This window comes from Candidatus Nitrosotenuis uzonensis (genome assembly GCF_000723185.1).
Lineage (GTDB): Archaea > Thermoproteota > Nitrososphaeria > Nitrososphaerales > Nitrosopumilaceae > Nitrosotenuis > Nitrosotenuis uzonensis.
Genome location: NZ_CBTY010000008.1, coordinates 388,207 through 401,445, shown reverse-complemented (window position 1 = coordinate 401,445; position 13,239 = coordinate 388,207). Strand labels below are relative to the sequence as shown.

Here is a 13,239-nt window from a genome sequence, read left to right as displayed (position 1 = left end):
TGAAGGATGTAGTGGGTTCCTACCCGGGAACACACAATGATCATCGTGCATAGTCGTGTAATATTGTGGCTAATCATACCAGTGCATAGACGCCAGTAGGAGGATTGCTAGGCTTGAGAAGAGATGAAGGACGTGGCAAGCTGCGATAAGCCCGGGGTAGGCGCAAGCGTCCAATGATCCCGGGATCTCCGAATAGGAATCCTGTAAGAATTTACACACCGTACGCAAGTGCGGTGGTCGAACCGTGGGAACTGAAGCATCTTAGTACCACGTGGAAGAGAAATCAATTGAGATCTCCCAAGTAGCGGCGAGCGAAAAGGAGAGAGCCCAAACTGAATCTGTTATGGTAACATGGCAGAGATGTGGTGTTCGGTTATGATACTACGATCCAAGAACGCAGCCGAAGTTTTCTGGAACGTTACGGCATAGAGGGTGATACCCCCTTAGGCGAAACGGTATTGGATCTTATCATGACCAGAGTACTTGTCCTTGGTAGTGGGCAAGGAATTTAGGTGAAAGTAGCATCTAAGGCTAAACATTCCTCAAGACCGATAGTGGACTAGTACCGTGAGGGAAAGCTGAAAAGTACCCCGGAAGGGGGGTGAAAAGTGCATGAAACCTACTGGTTACAGACGTGGGTGGCATGGAAGATGATTTTTCCAGACTGGAGGTCCTAGCAATAGGGCTGAAGGTTTGGGGTTCTAGTCATCAGTGTCATCCGTTCCGTCTAGAAACACGGGCCAAGGAGCTTACCGTTATGGCGAGCCTAAACCTGAAAAGGTGGAGGCGAAGGGAAACCGAATTTCCGCAGCATCCGCGAGGGAAAGCGTGTGAAAGTGCGTTAAGTCATAGCGGCAAGGCTAGAAGCCGAGCGATCTATCCCTGAGCAAGTTGAAGGCGAGCGAAAGCTCGTTGGAGGACTGAAGCAGTTCTAACGTGCAAATTGTTTGTCTGACTTGGGGATAGGGGTCAAAAACCAATCTAGCTCGGCGCTCGCTAGTTCCAACCGAAGCATCCCGTAGGGTGTCCTTTGTGGAGACAGCACTTCCTGTAGAGCACTGATAGGGTGGAGCGGGGAAGAAATTCCTCACCACCTCTTCAAACTCCGAAGGGATGTGCATCGAAGAAGCAGGGAGACGGGTTTGCGTGACGTAAGGTTCGCAACCGAGAGGGGTTTAACCCAGACCAAAGTTAAGGCCCCCAAATTTGTGCTAAGTGTCAAGCGGAAGAGCGTCATTACGCCAAGACAGCAGGGAGGTAAGCTCAGAAGCAGCTATCCTTTAAAAAGTGTGTAACAACTTACCTGCCGAGCGTGGTGGCCTCGAAAATGGACGGGGCTAAAGCACAGTGCCGATACTTTGGATACTTGCCTTAGGGCAAGTCATGGTAGGTTGGCGTAGCTATTGGGTCGAAGCAGGGCCGTGAGGTCCTGTGGACCGATTGCTATTGCAGATCTTGGCGGCAGTAACAGCATAGTAAGGTGAGAATCCTTACCTTCGCAAGTGCAAGGGTTTCCAGGCAATGCGTCATCAGCCTGGAGTTAGTCGGTCCTAAGAATAATCTCAACAGAATTATTCGAAAGGGAAACTTGTTAATATTCAAGTACCTGGTGGAAAGCGTTATCACTTATACGATCGCTTCAAGATAGGGCAAGTACAACCGTCGTTGTATCTAACTTTTCGAGGGTTGGGGAGTGTCGTAATGACGAGAACCAACCCGAGTGAGGAATGGCTTGGCGTTAGCTGAGTTTGTCCGAGTCTTGGGGACAGTGAAAAATTGTGTAAGGAGTGATTCACCATGGCCGTACCGAGAACCGACACAGGTGCACTGGATGAGAAGTCCAAGAAGTATCGGGTATACCGTAGGCGAGGGAACTCGACAAATTAGTCCTGTACCTTCGGTATAAGGGATGCCTGCAATCCTAATGAGAAATTGGGATAGCAGGTTGCAATGACAAGGGGGTTCCGACTGTTTAATAAAAACACAGGTGACTGCTAGTCCGAAAGGATGTGTATAGTCACTGAATCCTGGCCGGTGCTGGTACCTAAAACTTGGGTTCAACCGAGCTAAGGGCCAGTTAACGCCGGGAGTAACTCTGACTCTCTTAAGGTAAACAATTGGATTGCCTTAGTAAAATCTGGCCGTATGCTGGAAAGTCTGAGAATGTCAGGTTAGGTCTTGAAAGCTTAAAAGTTTTGGAGCCCTGAAAATACCATGACTGCAGATAATCAGCAGGAAAGACTAGAAAGATTCTAGAATCCTCAGAGACTATATGCCAGAAATCGTTTTGAACGGTTAAGATATAGTCCGACCCCTATAGCGATATAGGGAAGTTTGCAAATGCAAACTCGCCTTGTTGTCTTGACAATAAGGTCTTCAAGTAACAGAAGTGAGCCAAATGCCTTGTCGGGTAAGTTCCGACGTGCATGAATGGAACAACGAGAGCCCCACTGTCCCCGCCTACAACCCGGTGAAGCCACATAAGGTGGACGAACAGTCCATCATCTTCCATCGGGGAGAGAAGACCCCGTGGAGTTTTACTGCAGCTTGTGCTTGCGGTATAGTTGACATCGCATAGAGTATCTGGTAGCCATGCTTAACTTCCTCCGGGAGGTTAGGAAGCGTCGTTGTAACACCAGACTTTGTTTGCAGTATCGCTTATCAGGTGAAGACCTGAGACACGTGCAGGTGGGCAGTTCGGCTGGGGCGGCACCCCTTTGAAAAGATATCAAAGGGGCCCAAAGTTCAGCTCAAACGGGTCAGAAATCCGTTGAAGAGGGCAAAGCCAAAAGCTGGATTGACTGGATCTCCAAACGCACGGGATCCAGAGACGAAAGTCGGGCTTAGCGATCCTTCGTGTGCCCACTATTGGGGCCCGGAGGTGACAGAAAAATTACCCCAGGGATAACAGGCTCGTCGCGGGCGAGAGCTCCTATCGACCCCGCGGTTTGGTACCTCGATGTCGGCTTTTCCTATCCTGGTCCTGCAGCAGGGGCCAAGGGTGAGGCTGCTCGCCTATTAAAAGGGAACATGAGCTGGGTTTAGACCGTCGTGAGACAGGTCGGTCTCTGCCTGATGGAAGCGTGGCTGTCTGAGGGGAAGTTGCTCCGAGTACGAGAGGAACAGAGCAGCGTGGCCACTGGTTTACCGGTTGTCTGACAAGGCAGGCCGGGCAGCTAAGCCATTTGGGCTAAGCGCTGAAAGCATCTAAGCGCGAAACCCTTCCCGAGACAAGACAGCCCTTCTTACGATGGAGGTCGGCAGTAGAAGACTGCTTTGATAGGATGGAGGTGTAGATCACAAGCTTCGGCGAGTGGTGAGCCTGCCATTACTAAACGACCAACGCACTGGTTAGCCACATTACATAGAGACTATGCGCGATGATTTTTTAATTTAAAATCAACCCCTAGCGGTAGCTGGGATTACACGACTTGCATCTGATTAATTTTTTAACTGTATTCATTACGGTTTTAATATGTGTTTTAAGAAATTCTAGAGGATCTCAAGTTATTTATGCGAGTTACAGATAACAATATTTGTTGTCTGGAACGCTACAAAAACAATTCTTTGAAGAAAAATGCAGTCTCTTGCTAGAACAAGACGAGATACGATTTGCCGGAATCATAAACGAAGACGGCAAGCTAGTCTCAGGCGGATTCAAAAAAGACATACGCCCACTCGAGGAGGATGAAAGCAGGCTGAACTCATTTATGGAGTTTGCATCAATGATTTCACTAAGAAAAGAATTTGACAAGACTCTTGGACCGATTAACTATCTTGCAGCCCGACGAGACAAGATAGTCCTGATTAGCTTCCCGTTTCCTGTAAGTAAATTCATACTCTTGATTTCAGCAGAGCCGACAGTAGATATTGAGAGCCTTGCAACAAAGGTCGTCTCTGCGTTTAGTTCTGTTTCCTAGACTAGGATATTGCCGATAATTCCATACCATGTTGCCATCGTCTTCTCGACTAGCTGCATGATTACTCTTACCTGCTCTAGTATGATCTGATCTTTTTGTTCGATCTTTTTTTCAAGCTCACGTATTGTTTTTTCTTGTTCTAGTATCTTGGCTTCTGATTTTTGTAGATCCGTTGGCGGTTGACTGGTGCGCTCAATTGTCCCTGTCCTGGCGGCAATCTTGCTTTTTTCAATCTCGATATTTACGTAATAGTTTCCACGCTCTAGCAGTTTTTGCATCCTGTCCTTTCCAGTGTAATCCCATACTGGATCCCCGTATAGGTGGACGCAGACCCTTGATTCCATCGTCCTGCGTTCTCGTTCCACAAACTCGTATTCACCAAGAGCAAGATAATGCTGGTAGCTTTCCTGGCAATACTGGATGTCATTCTCGCTTAGATAGTCCGTTATTGCAGATGACTGTACTTGTACTGCAACGAGAGCAAGAATCAAAATTACTATTGCAACCTTCAATAACTAGGATCGAATTTCCTGTAATTAAACCCGTTCTACTCTATGATATCATGAAACTTTTTAAATTGATAGTATGATGTTATGATATGAATGAAGCATATGTATTGTTAAATGTCGATTATAAGCAGCAGAAAAACATAATCGAGCAAGCCAAAAAAGCACCTGCCGTAAAGACTGTAAAGACAGTGTATGGCATCTATGATATTCTCATAGTTTTGGAATCAGAAAACATGCAAGATATTAAAAACACGATTGACGTTCACCTGCACAATATTGACGGAATCAACAATCTTACATCGTTAATTTCAGTGACTTAATTGGTTCAAGAATACGAAGTAATTGTAGTTGGGGCAGGACCTGCTGGTCTGTCTGCCGGAATCTATGTTGCAAGGCAAAAAGTATCGTGCCTTGTAATATCAAAGGATCTTGGAGGCCAGCTAAACTTGATACCAAAGCTTGAAAACTATCCTGGGACGATGATGTCAAGCGGCCCATTACTTGCAAAAACACTTGAGAATCAGTATCTTGTTTTTGGAGGCGAGATGACGTTTGATACTGTTGAAAGAATTGATGAAGCCGAAACCGGCCTGAAAGTAAAAACCACGCGAACCGAGTATATGACAAAAGCAGTTGTGCTCGCCCCAGGAAAAGTCCCAAACAACCTTGGTCTCTCAAACGAAAATCAATTTGCAAACAAAGGCGTGCATTATTGCACAAAATGCGATGCACCCTTCTATCAGGGAAGGACTACTGCAACTGTGGGAGTGGGAGGGTATCTGCTTGAATCTGGAATACTGCTGTCTCGTATGGCCTCTAAAGTGTATCTTATCTACAAAGGAGGCGGATTGGGAGGAGACAAGGATATGATAGAGGCAATAAAGAAAAAAGAAAACGTGGAACTTGTCCCAAATACATCAATAAAATCAATAAGCGGCAATAACACACTTCAACAAATCACATTACTTGACAATTCGGGTACTGAAAAAACAATCACGGTAGATGGGTTGTTCATTGAGATGGGCTCGAAGATAAACTTGGATTTTGTCAAACATCTTGTAACGATTAATACAAAAGGGGAAATCGAGATTGGCGATGGAGGCAAGACTTCACACCCAGCAATATTTGCAGCAGGTGACGCAACTAATATTCCATACAAGCAGATTGTAGCTGCATGCGGAGACGGCGCTGCTGCAGGACTTTCAGCATTCAACTATGTTGAAAAACTCAAGGGCAAGCCTGGAATAAGAGCCGACTGGAAGAAGACCATAGGAGACACCGTATTCCACTACTAACCGTATTAGTCTACATCTTGCAGTGATAAAAAGCAGTTAATTTTTATTTTCAGTTTGACACCGTACCGTATGAGTAAGCAATCTGAACCTAACGTGGTCGGAGTAAACGTCCTCAAGCAGAACGGCGTGGACGTGGACGAGCTAGTCAAGCTTCTGGTCTACAACGCCTCAGTCGAATTTACAGCCTACTATTACTTCACAAATCTGCGAATGCACTGTACTGGAATAGAAGGCGAGGGGATAAAGGGCGTAATCGAAGACGCAAGACTTGAAGACTTGAGCCATTTTGAGTCCTGCCTCTCAAGGATTTATGAGCTTGGAGGAAGCCTGCCAAATGACGCAATGGAGTTTGTCAAGATGTCAGGCTGCGAATTTCTGCAGCTGCCTCCAAACAAAACTGACATTCGGGCAATAATGGAAAAATGCCTAAAAGCAGAACAGGGGGCAATAGTGAACTGGAACAAGATATGCCAGATGACATACAACAAGGATCCTGCAACGTATGATGTCGCAAAAGACATACTCAAAGAAGAGATAGAACACGAGGCGTGGTTTTTGGAACTCTTGTATGGACGACCGTCTGCGCACATGCGTCGCAAGTTCCCAGGGGAGAGACCTCACACACACAAACACTCAAGAGCATTGGGATAATGCTTATCTTTTTTATTTATTATACTTGCAACGCTGAAATGTAATGAACATAGTGTGTCTGATATGCGCATTGACCGTACCCGTAGTACTATTGGCAGTGTCCACGGCATACGGGCACGGCATAGGATATGAGACGCTCCCGCCACAAATGCTCGGAGACAGAAAGGTAGCAATGGAGGTAAGCTCTATAGTTGAGAATTCTACAAACAGCAAGCAGATAACATTTTCAATGTTTGATACTTCCACCGGTCTAACAGTTCGTGATGCAGTGTATCATTTAAAAACGCTAAAGGATGGACACGTCCTGTTTGAAGGCGAGTATGCTACATCTGATGGAGTGCTTGTGATCTCGCTAATGCCTGACAGCTCTGAGCAAATACTGGTAAGCAAGAAAAAAGAATTTGATATTTTTGGATTCATCACAGGCAAGGAAAAATCGCGTATAGAGGCACGTGGGAGTGTATTTGCAAGCAATGGCCTGTATAAATTCACCTTGGATGTATTGTCTGCGGAAAGATATGATGGTAAGAATGTCAAGCCAGTGCGATTTGAATCTGGGCTCTCGTTTCCAGAATCTGCTGTCTATGAACTAAACGATCTGGCTGGCCAGAGAATCAAAGTGGTCTCATATTATGATCTTATCTATGACCTAAGATATGATGCTGCTAGCAAGCAAGTGTCATTTAGCATGCCCTTTGAGTGGACTATTGATAACATTAATCAGACAACGCATGTGCACGAGGAAGTCTTTGTGCCAAAAACACTCACGCCATTCCAAGTATCCAAATACGAGATAGTCGTCAACGGCGTGCCGCTCTCAGAAAAAGCACTAACAATAGACGATTACAGAAATGATGAGAGGATAATACACATACTTCTTTACCAATCAGATCTTCTGAACCTGCAAAAGACACAAATTACAAACAAAATGGATTTCGTGCTTTCTGCAAAATCTGCAAGTACGCTGCTTGCCGATGTAACTGACAATGTCCAGTACAGAATAGAGCTGACCACAAAGCCTGACCGTCTTTTACGGGGTGGTGGGGCTACATTCCTATTCAAAATCTATGACGTATTCTTGCAAGGAAAGACAATATCTGCAGACTATGAATTTGTCATAAAGTCAAACGGCCAGGCAATATACAATACAAAAGGAAAGAGTGATGTCTCAAAATGGAGTGAAATATCGTTGACGATTCCACACGATGCATCTGATATTGTAGTGCTAAGCTTTGAGAACATTGGAGGAAACGGATTTGCAAGAGCAGAGATTCCGATAATGCTATATGATTCACTTCCGACAACTTCAATTCCATCATGGGTAAAGAATAACGCTAACTGGTGGTGCCAGAAGGCAATAACTGATGATGACTTTCTCAAAGGTGTAGGATACATGATATCTGAAGGAGTAATCAGAGTTGAAGTCACAAAGGAATCTTCCAGAAGCGAAGTGCCTGACTGGATCAGACAAAGCTCGTGCTGGTGGGCCAAAGGCTCTATAACTGACGGTGATTTTATCAACGGAATATCGTATCTTGTGCGAAGCGGCATAATAGTGCCATAGGTATAGGTCCAACTTTACAAATTAATTCATTCAAAGCGATCAAGCAATAGGCTAAAACTTATCTATTGCAATATCAAACCGACTGTAACCCAATGCAAGAGGAATTTGTCAACGTGGATGGACACAGGATAAGATACCTCAAGGACGGTTCATCAAATAAGACACTGATATTAATCCACGGACTTGGTGCCTCTGCGGAAAGGTGGGAGCTCGTTTTACCGCGTTTTGCCAAATACTATACTGTAATTGTGCCAGACCTTATAGGATTTGGGCTTAGTGACAAGCCGTATGCTGACTATACCCTTGAGTTTTTCTCCAATTTCCTCAAATCGTTCTTTAACTCCCTTGGGATCAAAAAGGCCTCTCTTATCGGATCCTCACTTGGTGGCCATATTGCAATCGATTTTGCTGCAAACAATCCTGGACTGGTTGACAAGCTCATACTTGTCTCTCCTGCTGGAGCAATGAGGCAATCAACGCCTGCTCTTGATGCATACATAATGGCAGCACTATACCCGGATGAGACAAGCGCACAGAATGCATTTTCAATGATGACTGGAAGCAACAAGAAGATCAACCCGAAGATAATTGAGAGCTTTGTCCAGAGAATGAAGATGCCAAATGCAAAATACGCTTTCATGTCTACACTTCTTGGAATAAAAAATGCACCAGAGATTACTGCCTACCTGCAGATAATACGCACACCGACGCTGGTGATCTGGGGCCAGCTTGACCCTGTCATACCTGTCACATACGCAGAACAGTTTGTCAAACAGATAAGGGACTGTAGGTTTTACCAAATGGAGAACTGCGGGCACACCCCATATGTGGAAAACCCGTCGGCCTTTGCAGACGTGGCGTTGGGGTTTCTTGGGAAATAGCCTTAAATAGACAGAGAACCATATTTTACCAATGGTTGCCAATAATGACCAATCAAACTATGTGAACATGTTCCAGGAATGGATGCAAAAGGGCGGCAAGGCGCAAAGTGAATTCATCAAGGCCTTTTGCAGCTACATGGAAGGTAATCAAAAATTTGATCCGCTCCAGAGCCTCAAGGAAATGACCTCCAAGGCAGCTGAGATGCAGGCAAACATTGCAAACAATGTAAGCTCGCTCCAAAAAAATACGATGGAGCAGATGTTCAACCTTGGAAACATGATGCAGAATTTCATGGGGTGGGGAGCATTCAAGACAACGGTTGGAAGCAATGGTAGAATATCCATTCCTGAAGCAGAGCGGGACGCATTGAAGCTTAGCGAAGGAGACTTGGTACAGGTACTTGTACTTCCTTTGGAAAAGCGAAAGAGCAGATCCTCTTAACTATCTTTCTTTTATCCACTGACAGAGCTCAGGCAGAATCTGTTTTTGTGAATATGAGCTTGCAATCATGCCGACATGGCCGGTAGGATAGATTCGAAGTGTCTTGTCTTGGCTTGCAACTGCGTAATACAAGGGCATACTGCATTCGGGGGATACTAGGTGGTCACCAACTGCTATTTGAATGAAAATCGGCATGGTTATCTTTTGCAGGTCTATCTGTCTGCCTCCTACGAACATCTTGTTCTGAATCAAAAGGTTGTCCTGGTAGATGTCCTTTATCCACTGCTTGAACAATTCACCAGGAATGGGAGGTGTCTCGCTCAGCCATTTTTCCACACGCAAAAAGCTGTCAACAAAATTCTTATCGTGTATGTTCTTGAAGAATTTATAGTATTTTTCAAGACCCTGCTCGAATGGTTTTAGTATTGAAAAACAATAGTACATAAACTCAGGTGGCATGTTCCCAATTGATTCTACGAGCTTGTCGACATCAATATGTTTTGCCATGTTGCTAACTACTGTTGTATCCTTCCAGCCGTCGATTACAGGCGCGGTGACAACCAAATTTCGTACTTTTTCAGGGTGCAATGCAGCGTATATCGTGGCTATCGTGCCGCCCGTACAGTAGCCCTGGAGTGAGACATTTCTTACATCTGATTCCTTTCGCACAAAATCAACACAGTTTTCCATGTATGTGTTGACATAATCGTCAAAGTCAAGATACTTGTCAATGTTTGATGGGTTGCCCCAGTCTATCATGTAGACATCTATCCCACTCTCAAGAAGTTTTCTGACCCAGCTCTTCTCCTGCTGTATGTCAAGTATGTGGTATCTGTTGATTATGGCATAGCTTATCAAAAAAGGCACCTTTGTCTGCGATTGGACTGTGGGCCTAAAGTGAAGCAGCCGCATCTTGTCTTCTTCGTATGCTATGTCATACGGAGTCGACTCTAGGCTGATCTCATCTGGTGCGGGGACAAGTTTTGGCGCTTCTGCCACATTTCGCGTAAAGCTGAGAAACTCTTCTACTATCTTTGGGTCTATTGTCTCATTTCTCATCTTGTTTTTCCCTCCTTTCCAGCTTTTTTACTCGCTTTCTTAGCTCGTGAAGCTCTTTGTATATCTCGTCAATTTCCTTCCTTGTTGGCAGCCTTGCGGAGTTTAGCATCACGTTTAACATGTTTTCCCAGTGTTTTGTTATTTCCAGCTCAGATGATACCATCTTGCCATAGTTCAGAGCAAACTTTTCAGAGTCAAACAGTCCGGTAAAATCATTCTCAAAAATGTCAATCCAAATTCTCTTGTATGCCTCAAGGCTTTCAGAGTCTTGCGGAATGCTTGGCATCTTGGCATTTACCTTTTTTTGTGCCTCAAGCCACGTCTCCGATAGCTGCTTGTAGTATTCTGTAAGCCTTTGGTTGAACTCGATAATATCCTCGTAGGAGTCTATTGCCTCTGTCATGATTTTCTTCATATCGTTTGCCCAATTTCTCATCGGGCCAACCGATGTTAACGCTATTGGCTTGCCTGACATCAAATGTAACAGGTCGGTCCAGAACAGTGAAACATGTTTGAAATTATCGAGCGGTTGCTTGACGTCTTGCGACATGCTGATTAAATACCAAAGATCGCAATAAATAGATCGCCTTTCTAATACTGACTAAAGCGCAGATGGGATAAAATGGACAAAGAAACACTATGCAATCAAATCAGGAGCCTTGATCCAAGCGTACGCTTTGTAGGGCTGATTAATGACAAAGGACGTCTTGTTGCCGGTGGAATGGCATCAGGCAAAAGCTCACTTGAAGACACCAAAAAAGATGAGATGCTGTTCATGGAGCTTGCATTGCGAGTTCGGATGAGACAGGAGTTTGACCCAGAACTGGGGCCTGTCAGATTTGCCCTATCGTACAGGGACAAGGTAATTGTGATCAGTTTTCCACTTAACAAGGAGATACTTCTTATCTCTGCAGAAAAAGAGATTGACTTTGCCAAGTTCCCCTTCAAGGTATTAAAGGCAATCGAAGAATACTCCAAGTAGGAAAATTCGTTAGTTTAACATACTGGATTGCAATATCTGCATACATGATGTTGTCTGCACTTGTCGCCATTTTGGGATCCTTTACCTGCATTACTGCATATGCTGATGTGTGGATTCCTGACAACGAGCTTGTCGGCTATTTTGACTCTAGCGGGGTCTATACTGTGGTGGGAGCAGTAAAAAATACTGAAAGCTATGCCGTAACTCCAACGGTGAACATACTGGTAAATGACGGGGGTAAGACAGTACTGGCAAGTCATACACTTCCAACAGTATTTCCAAATAAGGACATCCCGTTTAAAATTCACATGCCGCAGGTAAGATCACACAATGTAGTGCTCGAATCGCCGTCAATCAAGTTCGTAAAGGATGAAACGAAGATGCCATCTAACATACAAATAATCTATGATAAAACACTTGTAAAACATGAGGATGGGCATCTTACTGGTAAGATAATCAACCATGGAAACAGGACCGAATACAACATCAAAGTGTATGCGCTAATACATGCAAGTGATCACAGCGTGATCGATGTCGGAAAAAACATTGAAAAAATTGAAAAAATAGAGCCGGGGCAAACAGTGGATTTTACAATGTATCCTGACCCGCTTGTGAGCTCGGAGGTTAGCTATTATAGCTGTTTTGCAATAGGCGATGAGACAATAGTGCCGCTGTATGCTATGAGAGGAGAGGAACGATTTGACTTTAGGTATGATTCGACAGCCTCGTTCAGCGTGATCGGATTTGACAGCACGGGAAGCTCGCTTTCAATATATGGAATAAATTCGTTCAAGGTCCCAACATACGTCAACTTTGAATTCCCAAGGACATCAGATAGCGAAAAGTTTGATGTGCTTGTCAACGAAAAACCTATTAAATTTATCCAGAGCCTGGATGAGGAAGGAAACTGGCACGTTGCATTTGACGTGGACGGAGCATCTCAGAACAACATCTTGATTAGCGGATTTAAGAGTCAAAACAACGTGCAGCAAGAACAAACTGGCCTTGCCTCTGATACGCAGGGGTATCTTGCATTACTCATTATTCCAGCCGCCGCTGCAATAAGTGTCAGTCTGTATTTGAGACAAAGGAAGCTAAAAGCAAAAGCTTAGGCACTGATTTTTGGCAGCTTGATGATGAATCTGGTGGGGTTGTTCTGAGCTGAGATCGTACCGTTGTGTCGCTCGATTATGTTTTTACAGCTTGCAAGACCTAACCCAGTACCGCTTGTCTTGGTCGTAAATAAGGGCTTGAAGAGCATCGGCATGTTCTCCTTTGAAATGCCCTGGCCAGAATCTTCGAACTCTATTATGATCTTTCCTTTCTCTTCACGCGCAGATATTGTAATGATGCCTGATCCTTTCATTGCCTCTATCGAGTTTGTGATCAAATTCACAAAGACAATTTCCATCTTGTCTATATCGCATGTTATCTGCGGATTGTTTTTTGGTAGGTTGATTTCAACGTCGTGCATTTGGATTCTCTCTATGACTTTTTTTAGTATGTCATGAAGTGAATACATGTGAAGCTTTAGTGGTGGCAGCTTTACATAGTTTAGAACATCCTCTATTTGGCGGTACATCTTTCTTGCCTCTTCCTCGATCAACTCTAACTGGTCAAGTGATTTTTGGTCAAGTTTGTTTTTAGAGTTTTTCCGTATCATCATGGAATAGTTGATTATCACAGTAAGCGGATTTCTCATATCGTGGGTTATTCTTGATGTGAGCTCGCCTATGTGGATGAGCCTGTCCATGCCCTGGCTTGTTTTTTGTCGTTGCTGTATCTCCCTCATCTGACGGCGTTGAGACGTTCATACTAAATTAACTTTGTTGGGATTAGTAGGAATGGTTCTGTAGGACCATGGGATACCATCGGTCTGGCAAGGGAGAAAATATGGCAATGGTCCAACAGACCTGATATCAATATGATGCATGTA

General features: G+C 44.4%; 13 protein-coding genes and 1 rRNA gene. 10 read left to right on the top strand and 4 right to left on the bottom strand.

Going from position 1 to position 13,239, the window contains the following annotated elements:
- Nucleotides 1-75 precede the first annotated feature (75 nt).
- Nucleotides 76-3,354: ribosomal RNA gene (locus tag NITUZ_RS04880) — 23S ribosomal RNA — on the top strand.
- A 185-nt stretch (nucleotides 3,355-3,539) separates the two neighbouring features.
- On the top strand, nucleotides 3,540-3,920 hold the full coding sequence (locus tag NITUZ_RS04875) for a DUF6659 family protein (RefSeq protein ID WP_048195874.1): 381 nt from the start codon (nucleotides 3,540-3,542) through the stop codon (nucleotides 3,918-3,920).
- Here the strand turns inward: NITUZ_RS04875 and NITUZ_RS04870 are convergent.
- Entirely contained in the window at nucleotides 3,917-4,432 is a 516-nt protein-coding gene (locus NITUZ_RS04870; protein ID WP_048195872.1) for a hypothetical protein, read from the bottom strand. The genes NITUZ_RS04875 and NITUZ_RS04870 overlap by 4 nt on opposite strands.
- An 86-nt stretch (nucleotides 4,433-4,518) precedes the next feature.
- Here NITUZ_RS04870 and NITUZ_RS04865 point away from each other — a divergent pair, with 86 nt between their 5' ends.
- From NITUZ_RS04865 to NITUZ_RS04840, 6 genes are all read left to right on the top strand, one after another.
- Nucleotides 4,519-4,749 carry an Lrp/AsnC ligand binding domain-containing protein gene (locus tag NITUZ_RS04865; protein ID WP_048195871.1) on the top strand — a complete coding sequence of 77 codons (231 nt, stop codon included), beginning with the start codon at nucleotides 4,519-4,521 and terminating at the stop codon, nucleotides 4,747-4,749.
- Entirely contained in the window at nucleotides 4,750-5,724 is a 975-nt protein-coding gene (locus tag NITUZ_RS04860; protein ID WP_048195869.1) for an NAD(P)/FAD-dependent oxidoreductase, read from the top strand.
- A 69-nt stretch (nucleotides 5,725-5,793) separates the two neighbouring features.
- Nucleotides 5,794-6,375, top strand: a complete 582-nt coding sequence (dps, locus tag NITUZ_RS04855; protein WP_048195867.1) for a DNA protection during starvation protein — start codon at nucleotides 5,794-5,796, stop codon at nucleotides 6,373-6,375.
- Between the two features lie 70 nt (nucleotides 6,376-6,445).
- Nucleotides 6,446-7,939 (top strand): hypothetical protein, encoded by a 1,494-nt coding sequence (locus NITUZ_RS04850; protein WP_211198874.1) that lies wholly within the window; start codon nucleotides 6,446-6,448, stop codon nucleotides 7,937-7,939.
- A gap of 92 nt (nucleotides 7,940-8,031) precedes the next feature.
- Nucleotides 8,032-8,820, top strand: coding sequence for an alpha/beta fold hydrolase (locus tag NITUZ_RS04845; protein WP_048195863.1), 789 nt, complete (start codon nucleotides 8,032-8,034; stop codon nucleotides 8,818-8,820).
- 31 nt (nucleotides 8,821-8,851) lie between these two features.
- On the top strand, nucleotides 8,852-9,262 hold the full coding sequence (locus tag NITUZ_RS04840) for an AbrB/MazE/SpoVT family DNA-binding domain-containing protein (protein ID WP_048195860.1): 411 nt from the start codon (nucleotides 8,852-8,854) through the stop codon (nucleotides 9,260-9,262).
- On the opposite strand, the gene phaC is transcribed toward NITUZ_RS04840, so the two are convergent.
- Both phaC and NITUZ_RS04830 read right to left on the bottom strand, forming a co-directional pair.
- Nucleotides 9,263-10,321 carry a class III poly(R)-hydroxyalkanoic acid synthase subunit PhaC gene (phaC, locus tag NITUZ_RS04835; RefSeq protein WP_048195856.1) on the bottom strand — a complete coding sequence of 353 codons (1,059 nt, stop codon included), beginning with the start codon at nucleotides 10,319-10,321 and terminating at the stop codon, nucleotides 9,263-9,265.
- Nucleotides 10,311-10,871, bottom strand: a complete 561-nt coding sequence (locus NITUZ_RS04830; protein WP_048195855.1) for a poly(R)-hydroxyalkanoic acid synthase subunit PhaE — start codon at nucleotides 10,869-10,871, stop codon at nucleotides 10,311-10,313. The genes phaC and NITUZ_RS04830 overlap by 11 nt, the downstream gene beginning before the upstream one ends.
- A gap of 72 nt (nucleotides 10,872-10,943) precedes the next feature.
- Between NITUZ_RS04830 and NITUZ_RS04825 the strand changes: the two genes are divergently transcribed.
- Nucleotides 10,944-11,303, top strand: coding sequence for a DUF6659 family protein (locus NITUZ_RS04825; protein ID WP_048195854.1), 360 nt, complete (start codon nucleotides 10,944-10,946; stop codon nucleotides 11,301-11,303).
- 44 nt (nucleotides 11,304-11,347) lie between these two features.
- The gene (locus NITUZ_RS04820; protein WP_052370080.1) at nucleotides 11,348-12,415 is read left to right on the top strand and encodes a hypothetical protein; all 1,068 of its coding nucleotides are present in this window, start codon (nucleotides 11,348-11,350) and stop codon (nucleotides 12,413-12,415) included.
- Here NITUZ_RS04820 and NITUZ_RS04815 read toward each other — a convergent pair.
- Nucleotides 12,412-13,095 carry a sensor histidine kinase gene (locus NITUZ_RS04815; RefSeq protein WP_052370079.1) on the bottom strand — a complete coding sequence of 228 codons (684 nt, stop codon included), beginning with the start codon at nucleotides 13,093-13,095 and terminating at the stop codon, nucleotides 12,412-12,414. The genes NITUZ_RS04820 and NITUZ_RS04815 overlap by 4 nt on opposite strands.
- Nucleotides 13,096-13,239 lie beyond the last annotated feature (144 nt).